At 69.2% G+C, this 16764-nt stretch carries 13 protein-coding genes; 7 read left to right on the top strand and 6 right to left on the bottom strand.

Annotated elements, in window-relative coordinates:
• Positions 1–32: 32 nt before the first annotated feature.
• Positions 33–920: a LysR substrate-binding domain-containing protein gene (locus tag SFB74_RS17000; protein ID WP_432731951.1), complete on the top strand. Its 888-nt coding sequence runs from the start codon at positions 33–35 to the stop codon at positions 918–920.
• Positions 921–996: 76 nt separating this feature from the next.
• Entirely contained in the window at positions 997–2220 is a 1224-nt protein-coding gene (locus tag SFB74_RS17005) for an MFS transporter (RefSeq protein WP_432725376.1), read from the top strand.
• On the opposite strand, the gene SFB74_RS17010 is transcribed toward SFB74_RS17005, so the two are convergent.
• The 4 genes from SFB74_RS17010 to SFB74_RS17025 form a co-directional block, all read right to left on the bottom strand.
• The gene (locus tag SFB74_RS17010; RefSeq protein WP_432725378.1) at positions 2217–2753 is read right to left on the bottom strand and encodes a methylated-DNA--[protein]-cysteine S-methyltransferase; all 537 of its coding nucleotides are present in this window, start codon (positions 2751–2753) and stop codon (positions 2217–2219) included. The two genes, SFB74_RS17005 and SFB74_RS17010, sit on opposite strands and share 4 nt — an antisense overlap.
• On the bottom strand, positions 2753–3985 hold the full coding sequence (locus SFB74_RS17015; RefSeq protein WP_432725379.1) for a YbfB/YjiJ family MFS transporter: 1233 nt from the start codon (positions 3983–3985) through the stop codon (positions 2753–2755). The genes SFB74_RS17010 and SFB74_RS17015 overlap by 1 nt, the downstream gene beginning before the upstream one ends.
• A gap of 66 nt (positions 3986–4051) precedes the next feature.
• Positions 4052–7129 carry an FAD-binding and (Fe-S)-binding domain-containing protein gene (locus SFB74_RS17020; RefSeq protein ID WP_432725381.1) on the bottom strand — a complete coding sequence of 1026 codons (3078 nt, stop codon included), beginning with the start codon at positions 7127–7129 and terminating at the stop codon, positions 4052–4054.
• A 27-nt stretch (positions 7130–7156) separates the two neighbouring features.
• Positions 7157–7849: a GntR family transcriptional regulator gene (locus SFB74_RS17025; protein WP_093195058.1), complete on the bottom strand. Its 693-nt coding sequence runs from the start codon at positions 7847–7849 to the stop codon at positions 7157–7159.
• A 120-nt stretch (positions 7850–7969) separates the two neighbouring features.
• Here SFB74_RS17025 and SFB74_RS17030 point away from each other — a divergent pair, with 120 nt between their 5' ends.
• From SFB74_RS17030 to SFB74_RS17040, 3 genes are all read left to right on the top strand, one after another.
• The gene (locus SFB74_RS17030) at positions 7970–9211 is read left to right on the top strand and encodes a pyridoxal-phosphate-dependent aminotransferase family protein (RefSeq protein ID WP_432725384.1); all 1242 of its coding nucleotides are present in this window, start codon (positions 7970–7972) and stop codon (positions 9209–9211) included.
• A gap of 86 nt (positions 9212–9297) precedes the next feature.
• A complete protein-coding gene (locus SFB74_RS17035; protein WP_126020094.1) occupies positions 9298–10275 on the top strand; it encodes a Bug family tripartite tricarboxylate transporter substrate binding protein in 978 nt (325 codons plus the stop codon).
• Between the two features lie 152 nt (positions 10276–10427).
• Positions 10428–11198: a fumarylacetoacetate hydrolase family protein gene (locus SFB74_RS17040; RefSeq protein WP_432725386.1), complete on the top strand. Its 771-nt coding sequence runs from the start codon at positions 10428–10430 to the stop codon at positions 11196–11198.
• On the opposite strand, the gene SFB74_RS17045 is transcribed toward SFB74_RS17040, so the two are convergent.
• Positions 11147–12109 carry a LysR substrate-binding domain-containing protein gene (locus SFB74_RS17045; protein ID WP_432725388.1) on the bottom strand — a complete coding sequence of 321 codons (963 nt, stop codon included), beginning with the start codon at positions 12107–12109 and terminating at the stop codon, positions 11147–11149. The two genes, SFB74_RS17040 and SFB74_RS17045, sit on opposite strands and share 52 nt — an antisense overlap.
• Positions 12110–12203: 94 nt before the next feature.
• Between SFB74_RS17045 and SFB74_RS17050 the strand changes: the two genes are divergently transcribed.
• Positions 12204–13394: an MFS transporter gene (locus tag SFB74_RS17050; protein WP_432725390.1), complete on the top strand. Its 1191-nt coding sequence runs from the start codon at positions 12204–12206 to the stop codon at positions 13392–13394.
• Between the two features lie 40 nt (positions 13395–13434).
• Positions 13435–13956, top strand: coding sequence for a GNAT family N-acetyltransferase (locus SFB74_RS17055; protein ID WP_432725391.1), 522 nt, complete (start codon positions 13435–13437; stop codon positions 13954–13956).
• 30 nt (positions 13957–13986) lie between these two features.
• Here the strand turns inward: SFB74_RS17055 and SFB74_RS17060 are convergent, their stop codons facing one another.
• Positions 13987–16755: a diguanylate cyclase domain-containing protein gene (locus SFB74_RS17060; RefSeq protein ID WP_432725393.1), complete on the bottom strand. Its 2769-nt coding sequence runs from the start codon at positions 16753–16755 to the stop codon at positions 13987–13989.
• Between the last annotated feature and the right edge of the window lie 9 nt (positions 16756–16764).

A 16764-nucleotide genomic window follows, 5' to 3' on the forward strand; every position in this document is an offset into this window, starting at 1 on the left:
TAACGACCGCCATGCGTGAGAAAATCGCACGCATGCCGCTTCGTGAGCCTCCCCTGAACGCCGTGCGCGCCTTCGCCGCCGCGGCACGCCACCTCAGCTTCACGCGCGCGGCGCTCGAACTGCACGTCACGCACAGCGCGGTGAGCCGGCAGATCAAGAGCCTCGAGGAGTTCCTCGGCGTCGCGCTGTTCGAGCGGCGCATCCGGCAGGTCGCACTGACCGCCGAGGGCCAGCAGTTCTTCGCCGAGGTGCAGCCCGCGCTCGCGCAGATCGGTGCCGCTGCGCGCGCACTGCAGGCACAGGGGCCCGCGCGCGCGGTGCGGATCAACGTGCGGCCCTCCTTCGCGGTGCGCTGGCTCATTCCGCGCCTGCCCTCTTTTGTCGAGCGCTTTCCCGAGATCGAGCCGCAGGTCGTCACCAGCACCGTGATGCCCGAGGAGGCCGTCGGCAGCTTCGACATAGCGGTACGCCGTGGCCTCGAAGGCTGGCCGTCCTCGATGGAGGTGCAGCCCTTTCTCGAAGACGAGGTGCTGGTGGTCGGCGCGCCGGCGCTCTTCAGGACGCATCCGCTGCCCGACCTGCGCGCCCTCGCCTCGCACGTGCTGCTGTCGGCTCGCACGCGCAAGGACGACTGGGACGCCTGGAAGAAGCAGGTCGGCGCGCCACGCGCACGGCCCGCGGGCCGCCTGCAGTTCGATCACCTGCACTTCGTGCTGCAGGCCGCGGTCGACGGACTGGGCATCGCCCTGGCGCCGACCTCGCTGGTGTCGCACGACCTCGCCTCGGGCCGCCTGCAGTCGCCGCTGCCCGCGCTGCGCATGACGCTGGAGCGCTACTACTACGGCCTCGCGCCCGATGCCGCGCCGGAGGCTTCATACGTGGCCGAGTGGTTCGAGGAGATGCAGGCCCAGGCCGCCTGACCGGACCACTCGCGGCAGATCTTCGCGCGTCCGGAAACGGCCAGCCGCGAAGGCCCTCCGCCAGCACGATGAGGGCATGACTCGAACATCCCTCCCCCGCTCCTTCCAGAACCTCGCGTGGTCCAACCTCGCCGCGCAGTCCGCCGAACAACTGAGCCTCGCGGCCGTTCCGCTGGTGGCCGTGCTCGCTCTCGGCGCCGGCCCCGGCGAGATCGGCTTTGTCGCGGCCGTCCAGACGCTGCCCTTTCTTTTGGTCTCGATGCCCATGGGCCTGCTCGCGGACCGCATGTCGCGTCGGCGGCTGATGGTCTGGGCCGAGGGGTTGCGGGCGATGTCGCTGCTCGTGCTGCTGGCGATGGTGTTCGCCTCGAAGCTCAGCATCGGCTGGCTGGCCGTGCTCGGTTTCCTGGGTGCCGTGGGTACCGTGGGCTTCAGCGTCGCGGCGCCCGCGCTGGTGCCGGCGCTCGTGCCGAGAGAAGCATTGGCCACGGCCAACGGGCGGCTGGAACTGGCGCGCAGCGCGGCATTCACCGCCGGGCCGGCACTTGCGGGCGCGCTCGTGGCCTGGGCCGGTGCGTCGGCGGCATTCGTCCTGGCCGCGGTACTTTCGGCGGCTGCCGTGGCATTGCTGCTGCGCCTGAGCGAGGCTCCGCGCGAGCCTTCCGCTGGCCGGCATCCGCTGCTCGAAGTGCGCGACGGCGCGCGCTTCGTCTGGCAACACGAGATGCTGCGCCCGATGCTGATGACCGGCGCTGTCTTCAACATCTCCTGGTTCGTGCTTCAGGCGGGATACGTGCCCTATGCCGTGCGGGTGCTCGGCCTCGGTGCGCAGGCGGTGGGCTTCACGCTGGCGATGTACGGCGCGGGCATGGTCGTGGGCGCGCTGCTCACACCGCGCGTGGTGGCTCGCCTGCCGTTCGGCCGCGCGATACAGGTCGGCCCCTCGGTCGCCGTGCTGGCCGCGGCTGCGATGGCTGCCACGCTCGTCGTGCCGACCGCAACGCTGGCGGCGCTTTCGTTCTTCCTGTTCGGCGCGGGGCCGATGGTCTGGGTCATCACGTCGACCACGCTGCGCCAGAGCGTGACGGCCGCAACGATGCTGGGCCGGGTGTCGGCCGTGTTCCTCACGATCAACGCGGGTGCACGGCCCATCGGCGCCGCGCTGGGCGGCATGGTCGGCGCAGCATGGGGCGAACCGGCCTGCCTGTTGCTGGCGCTCGCGGGGTTCGGGCTGCAGGCGGCGATCATCTTCGCGTCGCGCATCGCGACGCTGCACCGGCTGCCGGTGCCTGCAATCTAGAAAAGCGAAGCCATCCCGTTGGGCCGCGCATCCTCGATGTCGAGCATGCGCAGCTTCGTCAGCGCGCCGCCGCCCGCCGAGAAGCCGCCCGGCTTGTTGCCAGCCGCCAGCACGCGATGGCACGGCACCACGGGCGCGAACGGGTTGTGGCCCATGGCCTGGCCGACGGCGCGAGAAAGGCCCTTGTCGCCCAGTTCCTCGGCGATCTCGCCGTAGGTGCGGGTCTGGCCAGGCGGAATGCGCCGTGCGATCGCGTAGATGCGCTGGTGGAATTCGGACACGCCGCTCATGTCGAGCTCGATGTGGCTCAGGTCGTCATGCACGCCACGCAGCAGGCCCTGGATGGCGTCGATGGCGCGCTGCGCCCTCTCGTCCGGCGGGCCTTCGTGCAACTCCGGAAAGCGCTGCCGCATGCGCGCTCGCGTGGCGGGTTCGCCGTTGTCTGCGGGCAGTTGCACGCCGACAAGGCCGTGCGGCCCCCACGCCAATGCGCACATGCCGATGGAAGTCTCGAACAAGGCAAAGCCGCTCATCACGATGTCTCCCGTTGCAGCGAATGCTGGCGCGACGCGAGCACCGCGCCCAGCCAGAGGGCCATGGACGAAGCGACCAGCCCGCGCGCCAGTCCGCCCGGGCCGTCGGAGATCCAGCCCGTCACCGTGGGCCCGACGATCTGCCCCAGCGCGAAGATGATGGTGAACGCGCTGATGCCATGGGCCCAGCGCGACGGCGGCAGGTTGTGGCGCACCAGCGCGGTGGTCGATGCCACCACCGACAGGAACACCGCGCCGAAGAGCACGCCCGAGATCAGCGTCACCGGCGCGGACGAACTCAGCACCGGCAGCAGCGTTGCCACGCCGAGCAAACCATTGAGCAACGCCTGCGGCTGCCCGCCGCGATACCGGTCGAGCAGACCGGCCCACAGCCGCGAGGAGGCCACGCAGGCGATGCCCAGCAGGGAATAGAACAGCGTGACGAAGCCGGCACTGGCGCCCTGCTCTCTCAGCAGCGCGATCACGAAAGTCATGTAGCCGATGTAGCCCATGCCGAACAACGCATAGCCCGCAAGCGCCCAGCCGAAGCGGTGCAGCGCGACCGGCGCCGCCGAGCCCTGTGCAGCGGCAGGCGCTGCGGGCGCGGCTGGCTGCTCCGGCATCGCGCGGCCCGCCCAGGCCAGCAGGCAGGTCGCGGCCACGCTGGCAATCGCCAGTGCCCACCATGCCCAGGCCCATCCGTGAGGCACGCCGGCCGCGGCGCGCAGCACCTGCGGCACGAGCAGTGCCGACAGCAGGATGCCGAAGCCGGTGCCACCGTAGTAGATGCCGAGAAGCAGGCCGCCTCGCGCCGAACCCGCCTCGCTGAGCCGGGCCGCGAGCAGCCCGCCCGCCACGAACACCCAGGCGCTGGCGATGCCGGCCAGCAGGCGCTGCAGCAGCAATGCAGACGCATCGGTGACGAAGCCGCTGCCCGCCATGAACACGCTGGCCAGCACCGCGCCGAACACCAGCAGCCGCGTCGCGCCGAAGCGCCGCATCAGCGCCGGCGTACCCAGTGCACCGACAAGGTAGCCGACTGCGTTGGCCGTGTTCATGCCGCCTGCCAGCGCATAGCTCCAGCCCAGGTCGGAACGCATCGGCGGCAGCAGCAGCGCGTACGCGAAGCGCGTGATACCCAGCGAAACCGCCGCGCCCATCGACAGCGCGAAGGCAAGCCGCAGCGTGGGCTGGACGGAGATGGGGGTTGGGGAAGCGAGCGTCGTCGGCATTGGTGTGGCGGGCGGCAGGCGGGCCTATTCTGCGGCAGCTGCCGCCGGCCTGCAGGCGCCGCCCGCTCAACCCGCTTCGGGCACCGGGTCTGTATGCAGCAGATGCCGCTCCAGCAGCACCGCCACGTGCACCGCCTCGCGCTGAGCGCCGTCGCCGATCTGGTGGCGGCAGCTGGTGCCGTCGGCCACCACGATGGCGCCGGGCTTCGCCCGGATGGCCGGCAGCAGGCTTGCCTCGGCCATCTTCATCGACACCTCGAAGTGGCTGGCTTCGTAGCCGAAGCTGCCGGCCATGCCGCAGCACGAGCTTTCGATGAGCTCGGGTTGCGCACCTGGAATGAGCTTGAGCACTTCCATCACCGGGCTCACCGCGCCGAAGGCCTTCTGGTGGCAGTGGCCGTGCAGCAGGATCGGCGCCTCGGCAGGTTTCAGCGGCAGCTCGAAGCGCCCCTGCTTGAGTTCGCGCGCGATGAATTCCTCGAACAACAGCGCGTGCTTGGCGACCAGCTCGGCCTTCTCGCCGAAGCCCATCACCAGCGCCTCGTCGCGCAGCGTGAGCAGGCACGAAGGCTCCAGCCCGACGATGGGCACTCCAGCGCGCGCCAGCGGCACCAGCGCATCGATCAACGCCTCGGCCTTCTTCTTCGCCTCGTCGACCATGCCGCTGGCCAGGAAGGTGCGGCCGCAGCAATGGTGCCCGCCGCTCTTCTCGACCGTGTGCAGTACGTAGCCGGCCGCCTGCAGCACGCGCGCGGCGGCGAATGCGTTCTCGCTCTCGAAGGTGCCGTTGAAGGTGTCGACGAAGAGCACCGCCGCCTTGCCGCCGCGCCGTGCGATCGACAACGCCACGTCGCGCTCGACGAACAGGCCGGGCTCGTTGGCCTTGCCGCGCCAGAAGGTGTCGCCGCGCCATTCGGGCAGCGAGCGCTTCGCGGAAAAGCCCAGCAGCTTCTCGCCCAGCCATGCGGCGCCGGGCACGCTGTTGCGCAGGTTCAGCAGCCAGGGAAAGCGGCTGGCCTTGTGGGCGTAGTCGGGCAGGTTCGCCACCAGCTTGTCTTTGAACGTGTGGCCGTGGCGCTTCTTGTAGTGGTCGAGGAACTCGACCTTCATCTTCGCCATGTCCACGCCCGTTGGACAGTCGCGCTTGCAGCCCTTGCAGCCCACGCACAGGTCCATGGTCTCGTGCATGGCCTCGCTCGTGAAGGCATCGGGGCCCAGCTGGCCCGACAGCGCCAGGCGCAGCGTGTTGGCGCGGCCGCGCGTGAGGTGCTGCTCGTCGCGCGTCACGCGGTAGCTGGGGCACATGGTGCCGGCGTCGAACTTGCGGCAGTGGCCGTTGTTGTTGCACATCTCCACGGCCTTGGCGAGGCCGCCCGTGCTGTCGCCGCCGGTGCCGGGCGCGGTGGTCACCTCGGTCACGGGATCGGCGTCGACGTTCCAGGCCGACCAGTCGAGCACGGGCTTGAGTTCGATGCGTCGGTACGGCTTCGGCGCGGTGGGCGGCGCGAAACGGAACAGCGCACCGTCGTCCATGCTCGGCGGATCGATGATCTTGCCGGGGTTGAACAGGCCGATGGGGTCGAGCTTGCGCTTGATGGCGCGAAAGGCCTCGTTGATGGCCGGGCCGAACTGCCATTCGATCCATTCGCCACGGCACAGCCCGTCGCCGTGCTCGCCGCTGAACGCGCCCTTGTACTTGCGCACCAGCTCGCTCGCCTCTTCCGCGATGGCGCGCATCTTGGCGGCACCGTCCACTCGCATGTCGAGGATCGGCCGCACGTGCAGCGTGCCGACCGAGGCATGCGCGTACCAGGTGCCGCGGCTGCCATGCTTCGCGAACACTTCGGTCAGCGCGTCGGTGTACTCGGCCAGGTGCTCGAGCGGCACGGCGCAGTCCTCGATGAAGCTCACGGGCTTTCCGTCGCCCTTGAGGCTCATCATGATGTTGAGGCCGGCCTTGCGCACTTCCCAGAGGTTCTTCTGCCGCGCCTCGTCAGGCATCTCGACCACGCTGCCGGGCAGGCCGAGGTCGCCCATCAGTTCGACGAGCTGCTTCAGTTGCGGCAGCAGCGAAGCCTTGTCGGCACCTGAGAACTCCACCAGCAGGATGGCCGCCGGCTTGCCGATCAGCGCGGTCTCGACGGTCGGCTTGAAGGCCGGGTTGGCCAGGCTCAGCTCGATCATCGTGCGGTCGACCAGCTCCACCGCCGTGGGCCCGAGCTTCACGATGTGCTGGGCCGAATCCATGGCGGCATGGAAGGTCGGGAAGTTGACGATGCCCAGCACCTTCGCGCGCGGCAGCGGCGCGAGCTTGAGCTTCAGGCTACGGGTGTAGGCCAGCGTGCCCTCGGAGCCGATCAGCAGGTGAGCGAGGTTCACGCTGCCGTCGGCCGTGTAGGGCCGCTCGCTCTGGTTGTCGAAGATGTCGAGGTTGTAGCCCGCCACGCGGCGCATGACCTTGGGCCAGTGCTCGGCCATCGCCTCGCGGTGCTGCCGCGCGAGGCTGCGCACGAACTGCGCGATGCCCGCCGCGCGCACGCCCAGCGAGCCGACGGTGCCGAATTCGACGAGTTCGCCGTTCGACAGCCATGCGCTCGCGCCCAGCACGTTGTGCACCATGTTCCCGTAGGCGATGGAGCGCGAGCCGCAGGAGTTGTTGCCCGCCATGCCGCCCAGCGTGGCCTGCGCGCTGGTCGACACGTCCACCGGATACCAGAGGCCATGCGGCTTGAGCTGCGCGTTGAGGTGGTCGAGCACCAGGCCGGGTTCGACCGTTGCGGTGCCCTCCTCCACGTTCACGTCGAGCACGCGGCGGAAATGCTTGCTGTTGTCGATCACCAGCGCCGCGCCCGTGGTCTGCCCGCACTGGCTGGTGCCGCCGCCGCGCGCGAGCACCGGCACCTTCAGGTCGCGGGCGATGTCGATGGCGGTGGCGATGTCGCGTTCGTTCGTGGGCACGAAGGCGCCGACGGGCGTGATCTGGTAGATCGACGCGTCGGTGGCGTAGCGTCCGCGCGAGGCGTCGTCGAACAGCACTTCGCCTTGCGTTTCGGCGCGCAGGCGGCGGCCGAGCTGCTCGCAGGATTCGTTGGGCGGAAGAACGGTTCCGGCTGGCTGCATGTGGCTGGCGGGATCGATGCGCATGTGTTTTCTTGGTGACGTTCAGTTCAATCAGCTCGACTTGGCCGAGGGATAGATCTCGCCGGCGCGCAGCAGCTCCAGCACGGTGTCGCGCTTGCGCAGCACGTGCGAGACGAGCACCTTGCGCATGGCCTCGGCGTCGCGCCTTGCGAGCGCGTCGATCATCTGCTCGTGCTCCTCGACGGCGTGCTTCCACTTCGCCTCGTTCTGGTTGGTGCGAAAGCGCAGCGACTGCACGCGCGCGTTGATGGAGCGGTAGGTGTTCGACAGCACCGGGTTCGCTGCCGCGTCGTTGATGGCCGTGTGGATGCGCGCGTTGAGCCTGTAGTAGCCCGAGAGATCGCGCCGCGAGAAGCAGGCCAGCATCTCGTAGTGCAGCGCGCGCACCTCGGCGAGTTCCTCGTCGGTGATGCGCCTGGCGGCGAGCTCGCCCGACATGCCCTCGAGCATGGCCAGCACCTCGAAGGTGTTGAGCACGTCGGCCTCGGTGAGCTTCACCGCGACCGCGCCCCGGTTGGGCAGCAGGTCGACCAGACCTTCAGCCGCAAGCAGCTTGATGGCCTCGCGCAGCGGCGTGCGCGACACGTTCAGCTGCAGGCACAGCTCGCGCTCGTTGAGCTTGGCGCCGGGCGCGATGAGCCCTTCGACCAGCATGGTGCGCAGGCGCGCCGCCACCTGGTCGTGCAGTGCGAGCCTGGAGATTTCGATGATTTCGGCTGTCATGATTTTTCCCTTGAATGCATTTTGAATGCAAAAAAGATGACCAACAAGCCAGAGTCGTCAGGGTAAACCATCAAGCAAAAATGCATTTTGAATGCAAAACTGAATGCGAAAGGAGAGTTCATGCTGCAACTCGACATCCACCCCACCGGCCGTCACTTCCTCCAGATTCCCGGTCCCAGCCCGGTGCCCGACCGCATCCTGCGGGCCATGAGCCTGCCCACCATCGACCATCGCGGCCCCGAGTTCGGCACGCTGGGCCTGAAGGTGCTAGGCGGCATCCGGCAGATCTTCAAGACGAAGCACCCGGTCGCGATCTACCCAGCTTCGGGCACCGGCGCCTGGGAAGCCGCGCTCGCCAACACGCTGAGCCCCGGCGACCACGTGCTCATGTACGAGACCGGCCACTTCGCCTCGCTGTGGCAGAAGATGGCCACGCGCCTCGGCCTTTCTACCGAATTCCTCGCATGGCAAGGCGCGGATGCGCAGTTGCCGGATGCGCCGAGCTGGCGCCGCGGCGTGCAGGCCGACCTCATCGAGGCCCGCCTGCGCAAGGACACCGAGAAGAAGATCAAGGCCGTGTGCGTGGTGCACAACGAGACCTCCACCGGCGTCACCTCCGACATCGCCTCGGTGCGCAAGGCCATCGACGCGGCGGGCCACCCCGCCCTGCTGATGGTCGACAGCATCTCGGGCCTCGCCAGCGCCGACTACCGCCATGACGAATGGGGCGTGGACGTGTGCGTCAGCGGCTCGCAGAAGGGCCTGATGCTGCCGCCCGGCATCAGCTTCAACGCGCTCTCGCCGCGCGCGCTCGAAGTCTCGAAGACCGCGAAGCTGCCCAAGGCCTTCTGGGCCTGGGACGAGATCGTCGAGATGAACAAGGACGGCTACTGGCCCTACACGCCCAACACCAACCTGCTCTACGGCCTCTCGGAGTCGCTGGACATGATCCTCGGCGAGGGCCTGGACAACGTGTTCGCGCGCCACCAGCGCTGGGCCGCCGGCGTGCGCGCCGCCGTCAACGCCTGGGGCCTGCCGATCCAGTGCGCCGACCCGGCCGTTTACTCGCCCGTGCTCACGGGCGTGATCACGCCCGAGGGCGTGGACGCCGACGCGCTGCGCCGGCTCATTCACCAGCGCTTCGATCTTTCGCTCGGCACCGGCCTGGGCAAGCTCAAGGGCCGCATGTTCCGCATGGGCCACCTGGGCGACAGCAACGACCTGACGCTGGTGGCCATGGTCGCCGGCGTCGAGATGGGCATGAAGCTCGCCGGCATCAGGCTCGCCGGCAGCGGCGTGCAGGCCGCGATGGACCATTTCTCGAACCACACGGCTCCGGCCGCGCTGCAGAAGGCCGCATAGACAGCCACGCGGCGCCACCGGCGCTGCGCAGGTATACGGCGCGGCGGCGCGCATCGGATTTCCCACCCACGACGGAGACAAGGAAGATGCAGAGACGTTCGTTGATCCAGGCCGCGGGCGCCGCGGCCGCCACGCTGGGCGTGCCCCGGCTCTTCGCGCAGGAATGGCCCACGGGGCCGGTGCGCATCGTGGTCGGCTTTCCGCCCGGCGGCGGCACCGACGCGCTGGCCCGCGTGGTCGCCCAGAAGCTCACCACCATGTGGGGCCAGCAGGTGATCGTCGAGAACAAGGGCGGCGTGGCCGGCGTGCTCGCGGCCGACTACGTGGCGCAGCAGCCCAGCGACGGCAGCACGCTGCTGATGGCCCACATCAACAGCCACGCGCTCGCGCCCAGCCTGCAGCCCAAGCTGCGCTACAACGTCGAGCGCGACTTCGTTCCGATCGTGCTGGTGGGCGTCACGCCCAACCTGCTGATCGCCAACCCGGCGCAGAAGGCGCTGTCAGTGAAGGACATCGTGGCCGCCTGCAAGGCCGCGCCCGGCACGCTGAGCTTCGGCTCAGCCGGCGCGGGCTCGGCGCAGCACCTGGCGCTGGAAATGTTCAAGCTGCAGGGCGGCGTCGATGCGCTGCACGTGCCCTACAAGGGCAGCGGCCCGCTGCTGGCCGACCTGATGGGCGGGCAGATCCAGTACAGCTTCGAGACCATGACCGCCGCCACGCCCCACGTGAAGAACGGCCGCGTGCTCGCCGTGGCGCAGACGCGCACCAAGCGCGCCAAGGGCCATCCCAACGTGCCGACGATGCAGGAGCAAGGCTTCCAGGGCTTCGAGGCCACCACCTGGTACGGCCTGGCCGGACCGGGCAAGCTGCCCGCCTCCATCGCGCAGAAGGTGAATCGCGACGTGAACACGGTGCTGGCGATGCCCGACGTGCAGGAGCGGCTGGACACCTACGGCGCGGAAGACGGCGGCGGTTCGCAGGACAAGTTCAGGCAGTTCATCAGCACCGAGATCGCGAAGTGGGCGAAGGTGGTGAAGGACGGCAACGTGCACGTGGAAACCTGAAGAGCCTGGCTCACCCCCAGGCTTCGCGCACTTCGTGTCGCTACGCCAACCCCCTTCCGGAGGCAACACCTGAGGCCCGGCAAAGCCGGTTCTTCCGTGTTCCCGGAGGGATCGCCATCACCAGCCAGGTTTTTGCTGAGAAGATCGGGAAGATGACTCCATCCCAGACCGCCCTTACCGACGCGCTCGTGGCCGCGCGCCGCGGCAACCGCACCCTCGACGCCACGCCCTGGCTCGACACCCTCGAAACCGGGGTGCAGGCCTATGAAGTGCAGGACGCCGTCGCGGCCGCGCTCGGCTGGTTCGACGGCCAGCCCGTGCCCCGCGCATGGAAGTCGGGCGGCGGCTCGCGCACCGCGACGCTTACGCATGCGCCGCTGCCGCCTGCAGGCGTGCGGCAGAGTCCGGCTGATTTCAGCGACCTCGTGTTCCACACGCCCGGCATCGAGGCCGAGATCGCACTGCGGCTCGGTCAGGACGTGACGCCCGCGCAGGCCGCGAAGCTCGATCACGAGAACGCCGCCGCGCTCATCGACGCGATGGCGGTTTCCGTCGAGATCGTCGATGCCCGCTGGCAGGACCTGCCCTCCACGCCCGCACTGCTGCGTCTTGCCGACTCGCAGGTGCATGGCGCGCTCGTGATCGGCGAATGGAAGCCCTATGCCGCGGTCGACTGGGCCTCGCAGCGCTGCGAGACGAAGATCGGCGATGCCGAAGTCGTGGTGCGCGAAGGCACGCATCCGCTGGCCGACCCGGCGTGGCTGCTGCCGATCTGGCTGCGCCACATCACGCGCAATGGCCAGACGGCGCCGGCCGGCACCGTCGTCACCACCGGCTCGTGGGTCGGTGTGCTGCCCTGCCGGCGCGGCGATCAGGTAACGGCGGAGTTTCCCGGCATCGGCGCGGTCCGCTTGAGCGTGTAGCGCCCGCCTCCCACGCCCGAGCAGGCCACCAGGAAGTCGAGCACCGCCCGCACCCGCGCGGGCAGCGTGCCCGCCTTGCCGATGTAGACCGCGTGGATCGGCTCCACCTCGGCCGGGTTGAACTCTTCCAGCAGAGGCACCAGCCGCCCCGCGTCGATGTCGTGCTGTATGTGGTACAGCGACAGCCGCGCCACGCCCGCCCCCGCGATGGCCAGCTGGCGCAGCGTTTCGCCATCGCCCGCGCGCACCGGTCCGGCCACCGGCAGCCACTGCATGCGGCCGTCCACGCGCAGCGGCCAGTCGGGCGTGTTGCGCCGGTAGCTCCAGCCCAGGCGGTTGTGCGCTTCCAGCTCCTGCGGCGTGCGCGGCGTGCCGTATTTCTCCAGGTAGGCCGGCGCCGCGACGATGGACTGGCTGGTCTCGCCAAGCCGTCGCGCCACGAGGTCGGAGGCCGGCAGCTGCCCCCAGCGGATCGCGATGTCGGCGCGCTCGTCCATCAGGTCGACGATGCGGTCGGTCAGCGCGATGTCGAGCGTGATCTGCGGATGCATCTCCAGCAGCCGTGGCACCAGCGGCACCAGCTTGTGGTGGCCGAACGAGACGCTGGCGTTGATGCTCACGCGCCCGCGCGGCGCGGCTCCGGCCGCGGCGCAGCGCTCGGCCTCGTCCATGTCGGCCAGCACGCGCAGGCTGCGCTCGTAGAACTCGGTGCCCTCGGGCGTGAGCTGCAGCTTGCGCGTGGAGCGGTGCACCAGCTGGATGCCCAGGCGCAGCTCGAGCCGCGCCACCAGCTTGCTCACTGCCGAGGGCGTCATGCCCAGCAGGCGCGCGGCGGCCGAGAAACCACCCGACTCCACCACCTGCACGAAGGCTTCCATCTCGCCGGAGCGGTTGACGTCGATGCGCGGCATGGTTCTTCCTTCAATCTGTGAGTTCAACTCACAAGTCTGTGTACCGGCGGCATTCTAGTCATCGAGGGCTTTCGTCCGCACAGTACAGGGCATCATGCCAATCGCCCTACTTGCCCTCACCGCCGGTGCCTTCGGAATAGGCACCACCGAGTTCGTCATCATGGGCCTGCTGATGCAGGTCTCGGCGGACCTCCACGTCTCCATCACGGCCGCCGGCCTGCTGATCTCGGGCTACGCGCTCGGGGTCGCGGTGGGCGCTCCCGTGCTCACCATCGCCACCCGCAAGCTGCCGCGCAAGACCGTGCTGCTCGCGCTGATGGCGATCTTCACGCTCGGCAACCTCGCCTGTGCCCTGGCGCCCAACTACGAGATGCTGATGGCCGCGCGCGTCATCACCTCGCTGGCGCACGGCACCTTCTTCGGAGTCGGCTCGGTGGTCGCCACCGGGCTGGTGGCGCCTGAGCGCCGTGCGTCGGCCATCGCGATCATGTTCACCGGCCTGACCGCCGCCACGCTGCTCGGCGTGCCGGCCGGCGCGTGGCTGGGGCTGCATTTCGGCTGGCGCTCGACCTTCTGGGCCGTGACGCTGATCGGCGTGCTGGCCTTCGCGGTGCTCTCGGTGTTCGTCCCCCGCGTCAAGAACGCGGCCAAGCCCGCGCCGCTGCGCGAGGAACTCGCCGTGCTGGCCCGTCCGCAGGTGCTGCTCGGCCTGGCGATGACGGTGCTCGGCTTCGCCGGCGTGTTCGTGGTCTACACCTACATCCAGCCGCTGCTCACGCAGGTCACCGGCCTGTCGGAGTCGGCGGTGTCGCCGATCCTGCTGGTGTTCGGCGGCGGCCTCGCCGTCGGCAACCTGCTCGGCGGCAAGCTGGCCGACCGGGCGCCGATGGCCGCCGTGTTCGGCACGCTGGTGGCGCTGGCGGTGGTGCTCGGCGCGATGCAGTTCACCATCGGCACGCCATTCACGGCGGTGGTGTTCGTCGGGCTGCTCGGAATCGCTTCCTTCGCCACGGTGGCGCCGATGCAGCTGCGGGTGCTCGAAAAGGCATCCGGCGCGGGCCAGAACCTGGCATCGAGCCTGAACATCGCTGCCTTCAACCTCGGCAACGCGCTCGGCGCCTGGGTCGGAGGCGTGGTGATCGACCATGGTCCGGGGCTGCGCGCGCTGGGCTGGGTGGCCGCGCTGCTCACGCTGGTCGGCCTGGTCATCGCGCTGTGGAGCCGTGCACTCGACCGGCGCGAGCCGCGCGACGCGCTGGCGGATTGCGCCTCGGCACAGGCCTGAGTCTTTTCCTCCGGGGCGGGGTGCAGAATCGGACCGCCCCATGCCCCGCACGCCCCTTCACATCCGCCCCGCCATCGCCGCCGACGCTCCCGCGCTGGCGGCGTTGTCCATCCAGGTCTGGCTCGGCACCTATGCCACCGAAGGCGTGAACGATCTGCTCGCGCGCTACGTGCTCGACGAGTTCACGCCGGCCGCTTTCGACGCGTGGATGGCCGATGCCGACACCGCCCTGCTGGTCGCCGAAAGCGGGGGCCACATCGCCGGCTATGCCCGCCTGCACTTCGGCGCACCGCAGGAGCTCTTCCCAGAAGCCAGCACCGAGCTGTGCACGCTCTACGTGCAGGAGCCTTTCACCCGCTTGGGCACAGGCTCGGCCCTGCTGCACGAAGCCCTCGCCACCGTGCGCGGCCGCACGGGCAGCGGCGCCCTGTGGCTCACGGTCAACGTCCGGAACCGGCGCGCATGTGCCTTCTACGAGAAGCACGGTTTCATCCGCAAGGGCACGGCCTGGTTCACCCTGGGCGAAGGCCGCCACGAGAACCACGTGCTGGGCGTCTCCTGACCAGAGTCTGGAGCGCCCTCCGCCCCAGGGTCAGTGCTCGAGCCGCGTCGGCGAATCGCTGCTGTGCGACCCGCCGGACTGCATGAAGAAAGCGAACCGGTCGCGCCCCGCGGCCTTGGCGTTGTAGAGCGCGACGTCCGCCCGCGCCAGCAGTTCCTCGGCGGTGGCCGACGAGCCGGTCGCGCGGTGGAAGGCGATGCCGATGCTGGTCGTGACATCGACGCGCTGGCCGTCCACCACGAAGGGCGGCGTGTGAACGCGGTCCACGATCTTTTCCGCCACCACGGCCGCCGCCTCCGGCGTGCCCAGCCCCTCCAGCACCAGCACGAATTCGTCGCCGGCCAGCCGCGCGACCATGTCGGTGCCGCGCACGCAGCCCTGCAGCCGCCGCGCGTATTCGGAAAGCACCGCGTCGCCGACCGCGTGGCCCATGGTGTCGTTGATGGCCTTGAAATGGTCGATGTCCAGGAACATCAGGGCCATCGCATGGCCGGTAAGCTGGCTGCGCAGCACCGCGTCGGGCAGGTATTCGTTGAAGGCCAGCCGGTTGGGCAGGCCGGTGAGCGTGTCCAGCCGCGCCAGCTCGATGAGCTTGTGCTCCACCACCTTCAGCGCCGTGATGTCCAGCGCCAGCGAGAAGATGCCGTGCGTCACGCCGTCGGTGCGAACGTCGGGCACGTAGATGACCTGCGTGATGCGCTCGACGCCTCCGCGCTGCATGCGCGCCTCGAACTCCACGTGCTCGCCGGCCAGCGCCCGCGCGAGCATCGGCTGGCGCGAGACGTACACCTCGCGGCCCGACACTTCCTGCACGTGGCGCCCCAGCAGCTGGGCCGGATCGAGCCCGAGCCATTCGCGGCTGGTGGCATTGGCGAAGGTGATCTTCTCCTCGCGGTCGATGTAGGTGATGAGCGCCGGCATGTTGTCGGTGATGGCGCGCAGGCGCAGTTCGCTCTCGGCCTGGCGCAGCTCGGCTTCCTTCAACGCCGTGATGTTGAAGGACATCAGGTAGAAGCCAACCACTTCGCCGCGCAGGTTCTTGTCGGGAATGAGGTTGACCTGGAAGTAGCCCTGTCGGCCATGCAGGGGCGCGCGCACCGGAAAGCGCACCTTCTTTCCCGAGAACATGACCGGAAGGTACGGTTTGAGCTGCGAATAGATCGTGCGGCCCAGCGCCGAGCGCAGGGTCGTGCCCTGCAGCGGCACCTTCTCGCCCAGGCCGGCCATCTGCCGCGCCCGGATGTTGGCGAACAGGCAGTTCTGCTGGCGGTCGAAATAACCGACCAGCGCCGGAATGCTGTCGGTCACGTCGCGCAGGCGCGTTTCCTGTTCGCTCAGCGCGCGGCGGATGTTGACTTCCTCGGTGATGTCGAAAGTCATCGAGAACACGCCGCACACCCTGCCCTCGGCGTCGATGTCGGGGATGTAGTGGGCCTTGAAGGTGCGGTCGCCGATGCCCAGCGCCGGGTCGCCCGATTTCTCCAGGATCACCGTCTCGCCGGCCAGCGCGCGCATGAAGTGCGGCTCCACGAGCGCGAAATCGGCCGGGCCGCGCACCTCCGGCATCAGGCGGCCGACCAGCGGCCCGTTGCCGGCGTGCAGCGCCCGCACGTGGGCATTGACGAAGGTGTAGCGCAGCGACGCATCGACGTGCGACACCATCGCCGGAATGCTGTCCGCGATGATGCGCACCTGCGCCTCGCTGTGCGCCAGGCTGCGCTCGATGGCGTGCCGCTGCTCCATCAGCTCGTCGAAGGTGCGCGCCAGGTCGCCGATCTCGTCGGAGGCGTAGGTGCGCCGCGCCACGGGCGTCTCGTCGTCTATCGCGGTGGGGGCCTGCTGGGTGAACTGCATGTGCCGGTGCAGGTCCGCGAGCGGGGTCAGCTGCCGGCGCACCACCGCCAGGGTCAGGGCGCCGGCGCACAGCGCGAGCGCGAAGGCCCCGATCCAGGCCCCGCGCTCGATGGCGTCGATGCTCGCGAAGGCCTCGCGGCGCGGGTACATGGCGCCGACGATCCAGTTCGCCTGCACCATGCGGTCGAAGGCGTAGAGGCTTGGCACCCCGGCTTCGTTGACGCCCTCGCTGGAGCCCTGGAAGCCGGCCATCGCGCGCAGGATCTGGGCGTCCCCGCCGCCACCGTTCGCCTGGACGTGGTTCAGGATGCGCGAGGCGTTCGGATGGTCGACCACGATACCGTCCACCGTGGTCACGAACAGGTAGCCGGTCTTGCCGAACTTCACGTCGGCGAGCGTGCCCAGCACGCTGCGGTCCTTGAGGTTGAGGGCGCCGGAGATCACGAAGCGCACCTGTCCCGTGCTGTCGAACACCGGCTCGGTGATGGCCACCTGAGCCAGCCCGTTGAGCCGGTTGCGGTACGGCTCGGACACCAGCCCGCTCCTGGAGGCGACCGTCTGCTGGAAGTAGGCCCGGTCCTTGACGTTCACCTTGCCGATGGCCTGCGCGCCGTTCAGGTTGGCCACCAGGTTGCCTTCCATGTCGAGGAAAGCGACGTTGTCGAAGGCCTGGCGCAGGGCGACGTGTTTCTCGACGAAGGTCTGCAGCGCCGCCGTGCCCTGGAAATCCTGCGCTTCGACGCTGCCGCTGAAGGTCTGCAAGAGGATGCGGCGACTGCCGAATTTCTGGTCGATGGCGTCGGCGATGGCGTCAACCCGCGCGAATTCCTCGGCCGCGATCGAGGCGCGCATGCTGCTCTTGACCAGGTGCAGGGCAAAGGTGGCGATCGCGAAGGTGGCCATCAGGACCACCGCCGCCACGCCCAGGCTCAGGCGTGTGTGCAATCCGAACCG

This window comes from Variovorax xiamenensis, assembly GCF_050916385.1.
Classification (GTDB): domain Bacteria; phylum Pseudomonadota; class Gammaproteobacteria; order Burkholderiales; family Burkholderiaceae_C; genus Variovorax.